The sequence below is a fragment of the Luteococcus sp. H91 genome (assembly GCF_038433135.1).
Taxonomy (GTDB): domain Bacteria; phylum Actinomycetota; class Actinomycetes; order Propionibacteriales; family Propionibacteriaceae; genus Luteococcus.
Genome location: NZ_JBCDMV010000024.1, coordinates 1 through 15300, shown reverse-complemented (window position 1 = coordinate 15300; position 15300 = coordinate 1). Strand labels below are relative to the sequence as shown.

At 67.1% G+C, this 15300-nt stretch carries 16 protein-coding genes; 12 read left to right on the top strand and 4 right to left on the bottom strand.

The window, feature by feature from the left end:
* The first annotated feature begins 30 nt into the window (after positions 1 to 30).
* Positions 31 to 885 carry a polyprenol monophosphomannose synthase gene (locus AAEX57_RS12750; RefSeq protein WP_342092799.1) on the top strand — a complete coding sequence of 285 codons (855 nt, stop codon included), beginning with the start codon at positions 31 to 33 and terminating at the stop codon, positions 883 to 885.
* Positions 886 to 887: 2 nt separating this feature from the next.
* Positions 888 to 1457, top strand: coding sequence for an FxsA family protein (locus AAEX57_RS12745; protein WP_342092800.1), 570 nt, complete (start codon positions 888 to 890; stop codon positions 1455 to 1457).
* Between the two features lie 79 nt (positions 1458 to 1536).
* Here AAEX57_RS12745 and AAEX57_RS12740 read toward each other — a convergent pair whose 3' ends face one another.
* The 3 genes from AAEX57_RS12740 to AAEX57_RS12730 form a co-directional block, all read right to left on the bottom strand.
* A complete protein-coding gene (locus tag AAEX57_RS12740) occupies positions 1537 to 1869 on the bottom strand; it encodes an RNA polymerase-binding protein RbpA (RefSeq protein WP_342092801.1) in 333 nt (110 codons plus the stop codon).
* 128 nt (positions 1870 to 1997) lie between these two features.
* Positions 1998 to 2801, bottom strand: coding sequence for a glycerophosphodiester phosphodiesterase (locus tag AAEX57_RS12735; protein ID WP_342092802.1), 804 nt, complete (start codon positions 2799 to 2801; stop codon positions 1998 to 2000).
* Positions 2802 to 2840: 39 nt separating this feature from the next.
* Complete coding sequence (locus AAEX57_RS12730) at positions 2841 to 3374, bottom strand: PGPGW domain-containing protein (RefSeq protein WP_342092803.1); 534 nt, start codon at positions 3372 to 3374, stop codon at positions 2841 to 2843.
* A gap of 123 nt (positions 3375 to 3497) precedes the next feature.
* Between AAEX57_RS12730 and pdxY the strand changes: the two genes are divergently transcribed.
* Both pdxY and AAEX57_RS12720 read left to right on the top strand, forming a co-directional pair.
* Positions 3498 to 4352: a pyridoxal kinase PdxY gene (gene pdxY, locus AAEX57_RS12725; protein ID WP_342092804.1), complete on the top strand. Its 855-nt coding sequence runs from the start codon at positions 3498 to 3500 to the stop codon at positions 4350 to 4352.
* Positions 4352 to 4879, top strand: coding sequence for a 2'-5' RNA ligase family protein (locus AAEX57_RS12720; RefSeq protein ID WP_342092805.1), 528 nt, complete (start codon positions 4352 to 4354; stop codon positions 4877 to 4879). The genes pdxY and AAEX57_RS12720 overlap by 1 nt, the downstream gene beginning before the upstream one ends.
* Positions 4880 to 4990: 111 nt before the next feature.
* Here the strand turns inward: AAEX57_RS12720 and AAEX57_RS12715 are convergent, their stop codons facing one another.
* A complete protein-coding gene (locus AAEX57_RS12715) occupies positions 4991 to 6520 on the bottom strand; it encodes a helix-turn-helix domain-containing protein (RefSeq protein WP_342092806.1) in 1530 nt (509 codons plus the stop codon).
* Positions 6521 to 6783: 263 nt separating this feature from the next.
* Here AAEX57_RS12715 and AAEX57_RS12710 point away from each other — a divergent pair, with 263 nt between their 5' ends.
* From AAEX57_RS12710 to AAEX57_RS12675, 8 genes are all read left to right on the top strand, one after another.
* Entirely contained in the window at positions 6784 to 8283 is a 1500-nt protein-coding gene (locus AAEX57_RS12710; RefSeq protein ID WP_342092807.1) for an alkaline phosphatase, read from the top strand.
* Between the two features lie 108 nt (positions 8284 to 8391).
* On the top strand, positions 8392 to 8958 hold the full coding sequence (locus AAEX57_RS12705) for a hypothetical protein (RefSeq protein ID WP_342092808.1): 567 nt from the start codon (positions 8392 to 8394) through the stop codon (positions 8956 to 8958).
* 28 nt (positions 8959 to 8986) lie between these two features.
* Complete coding sequence (lpdA, locus tag AAEX57_RS12700) at positions 8987 to 10387, top strand: dihydrolipoyl dehydrogenase (protein WP_342092809.1); 1401 nt, start codon at positions 8987 to 8989, stop codon at positions 10385 to 10387.
* Between the two features lie 157 nt (positions 10388 to 10544).
* Complete coding sequence (locus tag AAEX57_RS12695) at positions 10545 to 11516, top strand: hypothetical protein (protein WP_342092810.1); 972 nt, start codon at positions 10545 to 10547, stop codon at positions 11514 to 11516.
* A 32-nt stretch (positions 11517 to 11548) separates the two neighbouring features.
* A complete protein-coding gene (locus AAEX57_RS12690) occupies positions 11549 to 12127 on the top strand; it encodes an HhH-GPD-type base excision DNA repair protein (protein WP_342092811.1) in 579 nt (192 codons plus the stop codon).
* Positions 12120 to 12530, top strand: coding sequence for a (deoxy)nucleoside triphosphate pyrophosphohydrolase (locus AAEX57_RS12685; RefSeq protein WP_342092812.1), 411 nt, complete (start codon positions 12120 to 12122; stop codon positions 12528 to 12530). Before AAEX57_RS12690 ends, AAEX57_RS12685 begins: the two co-directional genes overlap by 8 nt.
* A 10-nt stretch (positions 12531 to 12540) precedes the next feature.
* A complete protein-coding gene (locus tag AAEX57_RS12680; protein WP_342092813.1) occupies positions 12541 to 13515 on the top strand; it encodes a diacylglycerol/lipid kinase family protein in 975 nt (324 codons plus the stop codon).
* Positions 13512 to 14675, top strand: a complete 1164-nt coding sequence (locus AAEX57_RS12675; protein ID WP_342092814.1) for a phosphatase domain-containing protein — start codon at positions 13512 to 13514, stop codon at positions 14673 to 14675. Before AAEX57_RS12680 ends, AAEX57_RS12675 begins: the two co-directional genes overlap by 4 nt.
* The last annotated feature ends 625 nt before the right edge of the window (positions 14676 to 15300 follow it).

Below are 15300 nucleotides of genomic sequence, written 5' to 3'. Positions count from 1 at the left end.
GGGTGACGGGTACGCGACAAGGGGTAAGCCATGGTGGACCGCAGGGAGCCGACCGACAAGGTGCTCGTCATCATCCCGACCTACAACGAGGCCGAGAACATCGAGCCGATCATCACTCGGCTGCGCGCGGCGGTTCCGGACGCGCATGTGCTGGTGGCCGACGACAATTCCCCCGACGGCACGGGCGAGATCGCGGACCGGCTGCACGAGTCCGATCCGGAACACATCCATGTGATGCACCGCAAGGGCAAGCAGGGCCTCGGCGCTGCCTACCTGGCCGGTTTCCACTGGGGTCTGGATCGTGGCTACAACGTGCTGGTGGAGCATGATGCCGACGGTTCGCACCAGCCGGAGCAGCTGCCCGCCATCCTGGAGGCGCTGCAGGATGCGGACATGGTCAAGGGCTCCCGCTACGTGAAGGGCGGCTCGGTGGTGAACTGGCCGACGAGCCGGCTGCTGATCAGCCGCGGCGGCTCGCTGTGGACCCGGATGTGCACGGGCATGGACGTCAAGGACATCACCGGCGGCTTCAACGCCTTCCGCGCCTCCACCCTGCGCGCCATCGACCTGGACGAGATCGCCAGCGCTGGCTACTGTTTCCAGCTGGATCTGGCCTGGCGGGTGGCCAAGGCCGGTCTGAAGATCGTCGAGGTGCCGATCGAGTTCATCGAACGGGAACGCGGCGAGTCCAAGATGAGCAAGGACATCGTCACTGAGGCACTGATCCGCACCACCCTGTGGGGCGCCGAGTACCGGGCGCTGCAGCTGAAGGAGCTGGCCGGCAAGGGTGTCAAGAAGGCCGAGCCGCTGGTCGGCCAGGCCAAGCAGACGGTCGCCAAGGTGCGCAACCAGCGCAGCTCCGGCGGCACCGGCACCGGGAGCTGAGTGTGGCCGCCCCGCGTCGCAATGGCTGGGCCCTGCCCGTGCTGGTGGCTCTGTTGGTGGCGATGCCGATCGCGGAGGTCTGGCTGTTGATCCAGACGGCCCACGCGATCGGCGGGTTGCCGACGATGGCGATCCTGGTGGCCGAGGCCCTGATCGGCGGCTGGCTGATGAAGCGGGAGGGCGCCAGGGCCTGGCAGGCGCTGAGCGCGACGATGCACAGCGGTCGGCTGCCCGCCGCGGAGCTCACCGACGCGGCCCTGGTGCTGGTCGGCGGCGTGCTGCTGATGCTCCCCGGCTTCCTCACCGATGTGGTCGGCTTCGTCTTCCTGCTGCCCCTGACCCGGCCGTTGGCCCGGAACCTGGTCGGTTTCTTTGCGGCCCGTCAGGTGAGTCGGGCCGGGATCGACGTCGACCTGCTGAAGGCACGCGGCCGGCCGGGCATGACGATCGAGGGCGAGGTGATCCCCGGGGAGACCGTCGATGGACCGCCCGGTTCGGGATCCACGGCCCGGCGCCGGCCGGATCGCGGCGACGAGGGGGAGCCCCCGGCCATCACCGGCACCGTGCTGTGAGCCAAGGCCGTCGACGACGCAAGAAGGGGAGCCCACACCTGGTGGGCTCCCCTTCGTCATGCGCGGGACTGGCGCGGTCTCACTGGTCCTTGCGGAGCAGTTCCAACCGTTCGGCCAGCAGAACCTCGAGTTCCTTGATGCTGCGGCGTTCGCGCAGCATGTCCCAGTGGGTCCGCTGCGGCTTGGTGACCTTCTCCTCCGGCTGGGTGCCGTCGCTGCGCAGGCTCTGCGCGCCGCAGCGCGGGCACTCCCATTCGGCAGGAAGCTCGGCCTCCATGGCAAAGGTGACCTCGAAGTGGTGTTCCTTCTCGCAGTCGAAACCGATCGTCTGACGGGCAGCGAACTCGATGCCCTCCTCGTCCTCGAAGCTCTTGGCTCCCAGGCCCATTCCTCGTAGTGCTCGATCTGCCATTGGTCGTTCCTCCTCGTCGCCCCCGACGTGCCTGGTCCTGCGGAAATCGCGAAACCCCGGATGCGGGGGTGTCCAACACTGATCACAACGAGTCGGGGGCGGGCTTTGTTCCCCCGGCACGCTGCCTCTCAGCTGAGGGGAGCTGGCCCCTGGTGCCACAGGCCGCGCTCGAGGAGCACATCCCGCAACACCGCGATCTCGTCCGTGACGAGGCCATCCACCCCTTGGTCGATCAACTCGTGCATCTGTGTGGCGTCATTGATCGTCCACACGTGCACCACCTTGCCACGTCTGTGCGCGGCGTCAAGCAGCCAAGGGGTCAACAGCCGCACCCGACGGCCGCGCACGCTGTGCTCGACGGGCAGCTGGAGCGCGACGCCGGGGCTGGCCAGCAGCCGGGGGAGTAGCGGCACCCGGGCGGTCCAGGCCACCCCCACCGGGCCGCTGGCGGTGGCCACATCGCAACCCATCAGCCGACGGAAACGGTTCAGCCGGGCGGCGCCGAAGGAACCGACACAGACCCGCTGCTCGGCCCGATGGGCGCGCAGGCAGCTGACCAGCGGATCGACGGCGCCGGGCGCCTTGATGTCGATGTTGATCCGGGCGGTGGGGAAGGCCTCCAGCACCTCGTCCAGCGTGGGGATCTGGTCGGCGCCGGCGATCCGGGCGCGTCGCACGGTGGCGAAGTCGGTCTCGGCAACGGCGCCCCGACCATCGGTCACCCGATCCAGTACGGCGTCGTGGAAGGCCACCAGCTTGCCGTCGCGGGTGGCGTGCACGTCGGTCTCCAGGTGGGTGTAGCCCAAGGCCAACGCCTCGCCGAAGGCGTGCAGGGTGTTCTCCCGCCCCAGATTGGCCTGCAGCAGCGATCCACCGCGGTGGGCCAGTGCGATGAACGGCTGGTCGAAGTAGCCGAAGTCTCGGGCCTGCATGCTGGCCAGCCTAGCCAGCCCTCATCCGGGATTCGATGCTCAGCGTTCGATCAGGGGAAGCCGGTCCAGCTCCTGGGCGATGGAGTCGGGCATCCAGGTGGGCACCCCGTGCCAGGCCGCCAGTCCGTACCAAGCGCCCAGGGCGCAGACCACGCACAGCACGTAGAAGATGTGCCGGGTGCGATCGGGCCACCCCAGGAACCAGTCGAAGGCCCGCTTGAACCACATCATCACGTTGTGCGCCCAGGTGAATTCGCTGGACCACACCACCAGGCCCAGCATGAACAGCGGGATGCCGCCGGGTCCGGGGAGCCAGCCGGTCAGCGCGGCGCCGATCATCATCAGCGCACCCACCAGCGCCACCCCGATCCGGTACCAGAACAGCGCCAGCGGATTGGCTCGAATCCGGGCCCGCCAGGCCCACCGGTCCTGCTGCCAGTCGCGGGTCTTCTTCTCGGCGACGGGGGTGAAGTCGTCGGCCAGCTCCACCGGAATCGCGTCACCCGGCGTCGCCTCCACCACGCTCACCTCGGCGATGGTCGCCGGCTGGGTGCGGGTGGGCTCTGACTGCATGCCCTAGAGCATGCCAGAGCCGCGGTCGCCAACCCAAGACACCCCGGTCTGGTGGCATCTCCACCCGTGGTCGTAGACGTGCCGAGGAGACCTGGAGGCCCTGCCAGTGGCAGAATCGAGCGGGTGACCACCATCCTGTCGATCCAGTCGCACGTCGCCTACGGCTATGTCGGGAATTCCGCGGCTGTCTTCCCCCTGCAACGGCTGGGGGTGGAGGTGTGGCCGGTGCTCACCGTGAACTTCAGCAACCATACCGGTTATGGCGCCTGGCGCGGACCGCTGATCGGCGCCGACCAGGTCTCCGACGTGGTCACCGGGATCCAGGAGCGCGGCTTCCTGCGTGGGGTGGATGGTGTGCTCTCCGGTTTCCAGGGCAGTGCCGACATGGGGCAGGTTATCCTTGACTCGGTGGACATGGTGCGGGCGGAGAACCCGTCGGTGATCTACTGCTGTGACCCGGTGATGGGCGACGTGGACACCGGCTTCTACTGCCTGCCGGGAATCCCGGAATTCATGCGTGACCAGGTGATTCCCCGGGCCGACGTGGTCACCCCCAACCTGTTCGAGCTGGAATTCTTGGTGGGTCGGACGATTCGCACCATGGACGACGTGATGCAGGCGGCGCAGGAACTGCACGCCAGGGGGCCGGCGACGGTGCTGGTCACCTCGGTGCGCTTGCCCGAGGCGGCGAACGACTCGATGCGGATGGTGGCGGTGACCTCCGACGGTGCCTGGCAGGTGGAGACCCCCCGGATCGAGGGCTACTTCACCGGCACGGGAGACATCACCAGCGCCCTCTTCCTGGCCAAGATGCTCGGCGGCCAGCCGATCCACCAAGTGCTGCAGGAGACGGCGGCAGTGGTCTACTCGGTGCTGCAGACGACGGCGGACCTGGGCCGCAGTGAACTGGCCCTGGTGCAGGCGCAGGACAACATCGTGGCGCCCTGCTGGAGCTTCGAGGCCATCCGGATCGGCTGATGACCCGCTGGCCCGGGCACGCGGTGCTCCAGGTGCCGGTGCCACCGCTGGAGCCCTACGTCCGCGGCCGCTACCACTTCTACGACCCGTCGCTGCTGGGCGTCAGCGATCTGCCCGGGATCGGCTTCGTGCATGCGCACGTCACGGTGCTCGGGCTCTTCGACGAGCTGCCCGATCCGGGCGACGTGGCGAGCGTGGCCGGGCGGATGACGGGCTTCGACGCGCACTGTCGGCGCGTCCGCGCCTTCCCCAATGGGATCATCCACTGTCCGGCCGAGCCCGCGGAGGGTTTTGGCAGGCTGCACGACCTGGCGCGGGCGGCCTTCCCCGGCATCGAGCCCTACCGGGGCCACTACGACGTCGACCCCCACGTGACGTTGGACGCCGTGGGGGTCGAGGTGTCAGTTCGCAGCGTGGCCCGGGAACTCAGCGGCGTGTTGCCGGTGACCTTCCGGGCCGAGGCGCTGGATCTGGTCTGGTACGAGCAGGGCCGGACCAGGCTGCTGGGCCGGTGGGGCCTGGGGTGAGCTGACACAACCGTCGCTGCAGACTCAACCACGATGGCCGAGCCTGTCGGGGCCCCTCGACAAGCTCGGGAGCGGTGGTCGGGTCAGCCCCAGACAACGCTCCCGCTCAGCTCACTCGTGGAAGACCTCGATCCGCGCACCGAGCTTGCTCAGGCGCATCGGGAGATCCTCATAGCCGCGGTTGATCACGTAGACGTCGCGCAGCACCGTCTCGCCGCGGGCGGCCAGAGCGGCCAGCAGCAGGCAGACGGCGGGCCGCAGGGCCGGCGGGCAGACCAGGTCCCGACCGCGCCAGCGGGTCGGGCCGTTGACGATCAGCCGGTGCGGATCCAGCAGCTGCACGTTGGCACCCAGCTTGTTCAGCTCCAGCAGGTGGATCGCACGGTTCTCGTAGACCCAGTCGTGGATCATCGTCTGGCCCTCGGCCACCGCGGCGATCACGGCGAAGAAGGGCAGGTTGTCGATGTTCAGGCCGGGGAAGGGCAGCGGATGGATCTTGTCCTGGGCGGCGCGCAGCGTCGACGGGTGCACGGTGATGTCCACCAGCCGGGTGAAGTCATTGCGGCTGGGGTATTCCTCGCTCATCACGTACTGCAGGCCCATCTCGTCCAGCACGGCGAGCTCGATCTCCAGGAATTCGATCGGGCAACGGGTGATGGTCAGCTGGCTGTCGGTGACGATGGCCGCGGTCAGCAGGCTCATCGCCTCGATCGGATCCTCGGAGATGTCGTACTCCACGTCGACATTGATCTCCTCGACGCCAGTGATGGTCAGGGTGGTGGTGCCGATGCCCTCCACCTTGACGCCCAGCATCTGCAGGAAGACGCAGACGTCCTGCACCATGTAGTTCGGCGACGCATTGCGCAGCACGGTGACGCCCGGGGTCTGCGCGGCGGCCAGCAGCGCATTCTCGGTGACGGTGTCGCCCCGCTCGGTGAGGGTGACATGGCGCACCTGCGCCACCTTGCTGACGTCGACGTCTGCCTGGTAGTAGCCCTCGGTGGCCTCGACCTCCAGTCCGAACGGGCGCAGCACCTGCAGGTGGGGCTCGATGGTGCGGGCGCCCAGGTTGCAGCCGCCGGCATAGGGCAGCCGGAAGGACTTGTACTGCTGCAGCAGGGGGCCGAGGAACATGATGATGCTGCGGGTGCGGCGGGCGGCCTGCACGTCCATGGCGTCCAGGTCGAGCTCGGCCGGGCGACGCAGGGTGAGGTCGGTGTGGTCTTCGTTCCAGGTGGCCTCGACGCCGATGCTGGTCAGCACCTCGAGCAGGCGGTTGACCTCCTCGATCCGGGCGATGCCGCGCAGGACGGTCGTGCCCCGGTTGATCAGGCTGCCGCAGAGCAGCGCCACGGCGGCATTCTTGCTGGAACGCACCTCGATGGATCCGGACAGCTTGGTGCCGCCCTGGATCCGGAAGTTCATGGTGCCGCCGGAGGCGGGCGTGATCAGTGGGGATTCCAGCGCTTCGGCAATCCGGTTGATCATTTCCAGGCTCAGATTCTGGTTCCCGGCCTCGATGCGATGCACCGCGCTCTGGGAGGTGTTCAGGACATCGGCGAGCTGGTGTTGGGTGAGCCCGCGCTGCTTGCGAGCGTCACGGATCAGGCGGCCGATGGAGGCAGGAGTGGTCTCAGTCACGCCGTTCAGGATAACTCACACCTGAGATACTGCCGATGTCGAGGCTGCTCCTCGGCGGGTCGCAGGGCTCCCGATGGGCCGCGCCGAGGGGGCATCCCCGACGCACTATGCCGCCCGTCTCGTCGATTCCTGTTCAATTGCTGTACGTCTGCTGGCCGATCGGGTGCGGTCTGACCCAGATAGCTTTCACGGCGTCCGGTACACGGCTCGACCAGTCTGGCTGTCGTGGGCGGATGTCCAGACTCACAGACCCAGGGAGCATCATGAACAAGTCCTTCCGCGTGGCGGCGGCGGCAATTGTGACCGCCAGCCTTGGCGCCTCGGCCGCCGCCGGTGTCGCCGTCGCCGACCGTAAGAACGACCGTCAGATCCGCAATGTCATCTACCTGGTGGGCGACGGCATGGGCCACACCCACGTCGATGCCGCCCGGCAGCGCTACTACGGCGCCGACGGCAAGCTGGTGATGGAGACCATGCCCAACATCGGGCAGAACCGCACCTACTCCATCGAGCCCAATTCCGGCCAGCCGGGGGAGCACGACTTCAAGCCCAACTACGTCACCGACTCCGCCTCGGCCGCCACCGCCTGGTCCTCGGGCGTCAAGAGCTACAACGCTGCGCTGGGAGTCGACGGCAAGGGCAAGGCCAAGGCCACCGTGATGGAGCTGGCCAAGAAGGCCGGCTACCGCACCGGCAATGTCTCCACCGCGGAGATCACCGACGCCACTCCCGCCGGCCAGATGAGCCACGTGCTGATGCGCGGCTGCCAGGGCCCGGAGTACAGCGCCAAGGCCTGCCAGAACACCGAGGTCACCGGCAAGCAGCTGCCGACCAGCGACATCCGGGTCACCCCGGTGGCTGACCAGATTGCCCGCAACGGCACCGCCGACGTGATCATGGGCGGCGGCCTGAGCCGCTTCGATGCCGCCGACGAGAAGGCGCTGAAGGCCCAGGGCTACACCGTGTTGGGCTCCCCGGCCGCGCAGCGCGTCGCCACCGAGCGGGACATGGACCGGGTCAAGGTGAAACGGGGCAAGACCAACAAGGTCTTCGCGCTCTACAACAAGGGCAACCTGACCATCGAGAAGAGCAAGCGGGAGAACCCGTCGTCCGCGGAGGCCAAGGAGCCGAACCTGGCGGAGATGACCCGCAAGTCGATTGCGCTGCTGAACACCAACAAGGGCAAGAAGAAGGGCTTCTACCTGCAGGTGGAGGGCGCCCTGATTGACAAGCGTTCGCACGCCAACGACGCCGCCCAGACCCTGGAGGAGACCAAGGCCTTCGATGAGGCCGTGCGGGTTGCGCTGGACTTCGCCAAGAGGGACAAGCACACCATGGTGATCGTGACCGCCGACCACGAGTGCGCCGGCTTCAACATCATCGAGAAGGGCACCTACACCAACTCCGAGGCCGCGACGCCTCCGGCGAATGTGGACAGTGGCAACCCCGCCAACAACTCCGTCCCCTCCCGGGCGAAGGGCGGCAAGCTGGATCCGAAGCGTTCCAGTGGCATCATCAACGGTGACGGCAAGAACGACCCGGCCAACTTCGGCCCGGCAACCTTCCGCACCCCCGATGACGCCGCCGGCGTGAAGGACGGTTCCGAGGATGCCAGCCTGTGGCTGAGCTACCTCTCCGGCAACCACACCGGTGCCGACGTGCCGGTCTACGGCTACGGCCCCGGATCGCAGAAGGTTTCGGGCAACATCGAGAACACCGACCTGTTCGACATCGTCGGCAAGGCCCTGCGCGTCACCAAGTGACCCACTGAGCAGTAGCACGAAGCAATAGCACGCCCGGGGACCGCGCGGCAGGCTTGCCGCGTGGGCCCCGGGCCTGTCCATTCCCGAACCATCCAGCCCCAGGAAGCCATGTCACCGCATCTGCACCGCCCCGCCATCCGCTCAGCCGTCGTCGTCGCCGCCCTTGCCGTCAGTCTGGGCCTGAGCGCCTGCGGCAGCGATGAGGAGGCCACTCCGCCGGATCCCAGCGCCGCCGTGGCCACCAGCCTGCCGGGGCTGAGCACTCCCACCGGCGATCCGACGCTGGCGTCGATGGACGCCCTGTCGCCCCAGCCGGGCACGGTGGTGCAGGCCAAGGGACCCTTCGACAACCGGTTCACGCTCAGCAAGCTGAAGCTGGCCGACGGCAAGCTGACCGGCACCGTCACCGTCACCAGCGATGTCTCCGAGCTGCTGGAGCTGCAGGTGCTGGCTGGCTTCCATGACGCCGACGGCAAGCTGCTGCAGACCGGTCGCTTCACCCATCATCTGGACGGGGCGCATGACCATGCGCAGGAGGAGCATGACCATGCCGCCTCCGGCTCGGCCAGCCCGAACTTCTTCCACTCCACGGACTTCACCATCGAGGTGCCCAAGGACGTCTCCGCAAAGGCGGTCTCGGCCAGCGTCGGAGTTCCGGTTCTGGTGAACGAATGAGTCTTCCCCCGTGCCCTAGAGTGAAGCCATGAGCTCACACTTTGACGTCGTTGTCCTTGGCGCAGGCCCCGGTGGCTATGTCGCCGCCATTCGCGCCGCCCAGCTCGGCAAGAAGGTCGCCATCATCGAGAAGGAGTACTGGGGTGGCGTCTGCCTGAACGTCGGCTGCATCCCCACCAAGTCGCTGCTGCGCAATGCCGAGATCGTGCACCTGGTCACCAAGGAGGCCGACACCTTCGGCCTGTCCGGTGAGATGACCGCCGACTACGGCAAGGCCTTCAGCCGTTCCCGCCAGGTCAGTGACCGGATGGTCAAGGGCATCCACTTCCTGATGAAGAAGAACAAGATCCAGGAGTTCTCCGGTTGGGGCACCTTCACCGACGCCAAGACGATCAGCGTCGCCAAGGAGGACGGCAGCAGTGAGGACGTCACCTTCGACGCCTGCATCATCGCCGTCGGCGCCACCACCAAGCTGCTGCCGGGCACCGAGGTCAGCCAGAATGTGGTGACCTACAAGGAGCAGATCCTGGCCGACAACCTGCCCAAGAGCATCATCATCGGAGGCTCCGGCGCCATCGGCACCGAGTTCGCCTACGTGCTGAACAGCTACGGCGTCGACGTCACCATCGTCGAATTCCTGGATCGCCAGGTGCCCGCCGAGGACAAGGACATCTCCGCCGAGCTGCAGAAGCAGTACAAGAAGCTCGGGATCAAGGTGATGACCTCCACCGCCGTGAAGGCTGTGGAAGACACGGGCTCGGGCGTCAAGGTCACCGTCGAGCCCGCCAAGGGCGGCGAGCAGCAGGTGCTCGAGGCCGACAAGTTCCTGCAGGCGATGGGCTTCGCCCCGCGCACCGAGGGCTTCGGCCTGGAGAAGACCGGCGTGCAGCTGACCGACCGTGGCGCCATCGCCGTCGACGACTACCTGCGCACCAATGTGGACGGCATCTACGCCATCGGCGACTGCACCGGCAAGATGATGCTCGCCCATGTGGCCGAGGCCCAGGGCGTCGTCGCCGCCGAGACCATCGCCGGCGCCGAGACCTACCCGGTCAACTACGACTTCATCCCGCGCGCCACCTACTGCCAGCCGCAGGTCGGCTCGATGGGCTACTCGGAGCAGCAGGCCAAGGACAAGGGCTACGAGGTCAAGGTGGGCAAGTTCCCCTTCGCCGCCAATGGCAAGGCCTGGGGCCTGGGCGAGGGCGTCGGCTTCGTCAAGATCGTCGCCGATGCCAAGACCAATGAGATCCTCGGCGCCCACATGATCGGCCCCGAGGTGACCGAGCTGCTGCCCGAGCTGGTGCTGGCCCAGCAGTGGGACCTGCGCGCCGACGAGATCGGCCGCACCGTGCACGCCCACCCGACCCTGTCGGAGGCCCTCAAGGAGGCCGCTGAAGGTGTCGTCGGCCACATGATCAACTTCTGATCCCACCTGGTCACAGATCACTGGACCACGCTCCCCGAGCTCGTCGAGGGGCCACAGCAGGTCCCGCGGAGACGTCTTCCGCGGGACCTGCTGTGTTTGGTGCGACGCACGATCGCTCGGTCGTGGATTTCGTGACCAGTCGGTTAGGGTTTCCGACATGGCCTTTTCTCGTGCACGGGCAAGTCTTGCCGCCGCCGTCGTCCTCACTACGGCACTGGGTGCTGCCTGCAGCGGCCAGGACCAGCCGGGCCCCGACATTCCAGCACCCGAGACCTCCCAGGGCTCCGTTGCCAGCGCGATACCGACGCCGACGCCCACCCCAACGCCTGCGGCCGAGCTGCCCCGCGGCGGCCGGACGATCTTCCCCACCTACCGTCTGTTCGGCTACTCCGGCGCACCCGGTGCGCCCGGGCAGGGGCGGCTGGGGATCGGCGCCCTGGATGACCGGATGGTGGAGATGGAGAAGCGCGCCCAGCCTTATGCCAAGGGCCGCAAGATCATGCCGATCATGGAGCTGATCGCCACCACCGTGCACGGCTCGCCGGGCAAGGACGGCATGTATCGCACTCGGATCGACGACGCGGTGATCAAGGAGTGGCTGACCACCGCCCGCAAGCACAAGGCGATGCTGCTGCTCAACATCCAGCCCGGCCGCTCCACCTTCCCGGCCGAGATCAAGACCTACGAGAAGTGGCTGGCCGAGCCCGACGTCGGGCTGGCCCTGGATCCGGAGTGGCGGATGGGTCCCAACGAGGTGCCGATGAGGACCTTCGGGCATGTCAAGGCTGCCGAGCTGAACGAGTCTGCCCAGTGGGTCTCCAACCTGGTGGCCAAGCACAACCTTCCGGAAAAGGTGATGCTGTACCACCAGCTCAACGAGGGCGTGGTGGGCAACGAGGCCGCGCTGAAGCCGGCCAAGGGCGTGGTGATGATCAAGTCCGTCGACGGCATCGGCTCGCCCGCGGCCAAGACCGACACCTGGCAGCGCGTCGTGGCCAAGAAGCCGAAGTTCGTGCACGGCGGTTTCAAGCTCTTCTACCAGGAGGACGTGCAGACCGGAGGACGCCTGATGACCCCGGCCGAGGTGATGGCGCTCAAGCCCACCCCGGAGTACGTCCTGTTCGAGTGACTGGGCACCGCCCAGCCAATACCCTGATGGACATGACCTCCCACCTCACCGGCGATCCCGCCGCGGATGCGCTGTTGGCCAGCAACGACGATGCCCTGTTGATCGGCATGTGCCTGGATCAACAGATCCCGATGGAGAAGGCCTTCAGTGGCCCCGCGGTGATCGCGGAACGCTTGGGCGGCACGCTGGACGTGGCCGCGATCGCCGCGATGGACGAGGTCGATTTCGTGGCACTCTGTGCGCAGAAGCCCGCCGTGCATCGCTTCCCCGGGTCGATGGGAGCCCGGGTGCACCAGCTCTGCACGGTGCTGACCGAGGAATACGACGCGTCAGCCGCGCAGGTGTGGGCCGACGGTGATGGCCCCACGGTGCTGAAGCGGCTCAAGAAGCTGCCCGGCTTCGGCGACCAGAAGGCGCGGATCTTCCTGGCGCTGTTGGGCAAGCGTCGTGGTCTGGCCGCCGACGGCTGGCGCGAGGCCGCCGGGGACTACGGTCTGGACGGTTACCGCTCGGTGGCGGACATCACCGACGAGGCCTCCCTGCAGAAGGTTCGCGAGACCAAGAAGGCCGCCAAGGCCGCGGCCCGGGCGAAGCAGAACGCCGATGCCTGAGCCGGCCGTCCGACGACTCGTCGTCGGCGCCATCATCACCGGCGACGACGGGCGAGTCCTGGCCGCGCAGCGTTCCTACCCCGAACAGTTCGCGGGGCTGTGGGAGTTCCCGGGCGCCAAGGTGGAGCCGGGGGAGAGCCCCGAGGCGGCCCTTTCCCGGGAAGTGTGGGAGGAGCTGGGCTGCCGGATCGAGATCGGCGACGAGCTGACCAGGGATGGCGGGGCCTGGCCGGTCAACGAGCGGCTGGAGCTGCGGGTCTACCATGCGCGGCTGGTCACCCCACCGACGGCCGGGCACGCGCACCACACCGTCGCCTGGTTCCCGGCGGCCGAGCTGCCAACCCTTGCCTGGCTACCGGCCGACACCGCGATCGCGCGCCTGCTGGCCGACACTGCGGTCTAGGCTGGCCAGCATGACCAGGACGCAGGGCGATTCCCCGCGCACCATCCCCACCCGGCCGGTCGCGATCCTCAATCCGGTCGCCAGGGGCTGTGACCGGGTTGTCGACAACATCACCCGCCGGGCGGCCCTGGCCGGCTGGCCGGTTCCGGTCATCATCGAGACCAGCCCGCACGATTCCGGCGGTGGCCAGGCCGCACAGGCACTGGAGCTGGGGGCAGACCTGGTGATCGTCGGTGGCGGGGACGGCACCGTGCGTGCCGTGGCGGAGCGGCTGCGTGGCACCGGCGTCCAGCTGGGAATCATCCCGCTGGGCACGGCCAACATCTTCGCCCGCAACCTGGGCCTGTCACCCCGACGGCTGGACCGGGCGGTGCAGATCTCGATGTTCGGTTCCGCCAGCGCCGTGGACCTGGGCGTGGCCACCTTCACCATGGCCTCCCTGCCCGGCCAGGGCTCCCGCGAACACCTCTTCCTGGTGCTCGCCGGTCTGGGCAATGACGCCGACACGGTGAGCAGCACCCGTCCCGGGCTCAAGCGACGCCTGGGCTGGCTGGCCTACTTCGAATCCGGTGCCCGTCACATGGTCCGTCGGCCGATTCGGATGACTGTCACCATCGATGACCAGCCGCCGCACGCCAGGGCCCTGTGGAGCTTCCTGGTGGGCAATGCCGGACGGATCCCGCTGGGGATCGAGGTCTTCCCAGAGGCCCGGCTGGACGACGGGAAGCTGCGCACCATGGAGGCCCGGATCAGCCACCTGTGGCAGTGGGCACCCGTCGCGCTGGCCGGGCTGCGGCGCACCGCCCGGACCCCCGTACTGGTGCATGGGGTGGCTCGGCGGGTGCGGTTGCGGCCCGAGTCACCCACCGCGCTACAACTTGATGGGGACACCTTCGGCCCCGTCATCGACGTCGACATCCACGTGGACCCCGGCGCGCTGTTGGTGCGCCAACCGCACACCCGAACCAAAGGAGGCCGCCCATGACCGCCGAACTCAGCTTGACCCGGGAGTTGCTGGCCCACCGCACCGGCGAGCAGGACGAGAACCGGATCCTCGGACTGATCGAATCGCTCGAGCCTCACGAACTCAACGAGTTGTTGACCGAACAGGGGGCGGAGCGGCTCTTCTCTGCGATGGACGACCGGATCTTCGGTGCCGACAATCGATCCGCCCTGCTGGAGTTGGTGGCCCAGCGCCGGGCCGGTGACCTGGAGCTGCATGCCCGGGCGGCGGTGATCCACGCGCTGCAGACCGGCCGGACCAGCGACGACGAGGAGGCGCGGATCGCCGACCTCCTGTGCGCCGTGCACGGTGACGAGCTCACCCACCTGAAGAACATCCTCAACCTGCGCAATGACCACCATGACCTGGAAGGTCTGGTCTTCATTGACCTGGACGACGCCTCGGTACGCGAGCGGATCCTGCAGCACTTCGCTGTAGAGGCCCAGGGCCAGCAGTTCACTGAAGCCAAGGTGCTCTCCGACATCGACGACACCGTCTTCTGCAAGTTGCATGACAAGCGCTATCCCCGGGGCACCCTGTACCCGGGGGTGCTCGCCTTCCAGGAAGCGTTGGACAAGGGCCCCGACGACGATCCGAAGAGCCTGGGGGATCTGACCTTCGTCACCGCCAGGCCCGGTGACTTCTTCGGTCTGGTGGAGAACCATTCACGGGAAAGCCTCAAAAGGGCTGGCATCGCCGATCTCTCCCTGATGTCGGGCAGTCTGTTCAGCCTGTTCACGCTGGATTCCATGGCCGGCAAGAAGCTGGAGAACATCAGCCACTACACCCAGCTCTTCCCCGAATACCGGATGACCTTCATGGGGGACTCCGGGCAGGGCGATGTCCGGGTGGGGGAGAAGCTCTGGGAGCTCTACCCCGGGGCGATGGATGCCGTCTTCATCCACGATGTCGTGGACACCCCCGACGAGGAACGTGCCGAGCACGCCGAGCACCAGGTCTGGTTCCACGACACCTACGTCGGCGCCGCCAACAAGGCCCTGGAACTGGGGTTGATCTCCCGGGCCGGTCGGGATCACGTGGTGGACGAGGCACAGCGCGCCCTCGAGCAGATCAAGTGGGAGGATGCCGCGCAGCGCGACCGGATGACTGCTCTGTTCCAGCGCGACATCACCGCAGCCTGAGCCATTCGCCCCCGATTGCGGGGTGGGACCGGTGGGCAGGGTCGTCACCGTGATGGTTGGGCGGGACTGGTGGGCAGGGTCGTCACCGTGATGGCTGGGCGGGACTGGTGGGCAGGGTCGTCACCACGATGGCCGAGCCTGTTGAGGCCCCTTGCACGACCTGAGACTCCTCAAATCCACTTTGACTAGGGCCTTTGAAGCGCCTCCACATTCTTCCACGAAGCTCTTGCATCTGCCTGGGTATCTGTGTATGCTGATCCAGCTCTTGAAACCGGGCCACGACGCGCGGACGGGAGCCGGGCAATGTCTGCCACCCCACTTCCTCAAAGATGTGCGGGGCGACGCATTTCCCAGAAGTTGTTCGAGATCCCCGATTTGCACGGGGAATCGAAAACAACTAAAGTTTTACGAGTTGCAGAAATGCAGCGGGGAGTTCGGTAAAAGGAACTTCCAGCCGGATGAAATTGCCAATTTGAACAAGGCAAAAGATTCCGGTAAGCTTGATCGAGTTGCCCCAAGCGGAAGACCGGATGGTTGGATGTGCGGGTTGTGCCCGAAACTTGAGAACTCAACAGCGTGTCTAAAGTCAATGCCAAGTTTTACCCGTGGCTATTGCAGTGGATCC

What these genes read in the sequence shown, in the direction of transcription:
- AAEX57_RS12750 (WP_342092799.1), top strand. Translation starts at nt 31, where the DNA reads ATGGTGGACCGCAGGGAGCCGACCGACAAGGTGCTCGTCATCATCCCG.
- AAEX57_RS12740 (WP_342092801.1), bottom strand. Translation starts at nt 1,869, where the DNA reads ATGGCAGATCGAGCACTACGAGGAATGGGCCTGGGAGCCAAGAGCTTC.
- AAEX57_RS12735 (WP_342092802.1), bottom strand. Translation starts at nt 2,801, where the DNA reads ATGCAGGCCCGAGACTTCGGCTACTTCGACCAGCCGTTCATCGCACTG.
- AAEX57_RS12730 (WP_342092803.1), bottom strand. Translation starts at nt 3,374, where the DNA reads ATGCAGTCAGAGCCCACCCGCACCCAGCCGGCGACCATCGCCGAGGTG.
- AAEX57_RS12720 (WP_342092805.1), top strand. Translation starts at nt 4,352, where the DNA reads ATGACCCGCTGGCCCGGGCACGCGGTGCTCCAGGTGCCGGTGCCACCG.
- AAEX57_RS12710 (WP_342092807.1), top strand. Translation starts at nt 6,784, where the DNA reads ATGAACAAGTCCTTCCGCGTGGCGGCGGCGGCAATTGTGACCGCCAGC.
- AAEX57_RS12705 (WP_342092808.1), top strand. Translation starts at nt 8,392, where the DNA reads ATGTCACCGCATCTGCACCGCCCCGCCATCCGCTCAGCCGTCGTCGTC.
- lpdA (WP_342092809.1), top strand. Translation starts at nt 8,987, where the DNA reads ATGAGCTCACACTTTGACGTCGTTGTCCTTGGCGCAGGCCCCGGTGGC.
- AAEX57_RS12695 (WP_342092810.1), top strand. Translation starts at nt 10,545, where the DNA reads ATGGCCTTTTCTCGTGCACGGGCAAGTCTTGCCGCCGCCGTCGTCCTC.
- AAEX57_RS12690 (WP_342092811.1), top strand. Translation starts at nt 11,549, where the DNA reads ATGACCTCCCACCTCACCGGCGATCCCGCCGCGGATGCGCTGTTGGCC.
- AAEX57_RS12685 (WP_342092812.1), top strand. Translation starts at nt 12,120, where the DNA reads ATGCCTGAGCCGGCCGTCCGACGACTCGTCGTCGGCGCCATCATCACC.
- AAEX57_RS12680 (WP_342092813.1), top strand. Translation starts at nt 12,541, where the DNA reads ATGACCAGGACGCAGGGCGATTCCCCGCGCACCATCCCCACCCGGCCG.
- AAEX57_RS12675 (WP_342092814.1), top strand. Translation starts at nt 13,512, where the DNA reads ATGACCGCCGAACTCAGCTTGACCCGGGAGTTGCTGGCCCACCGCACC.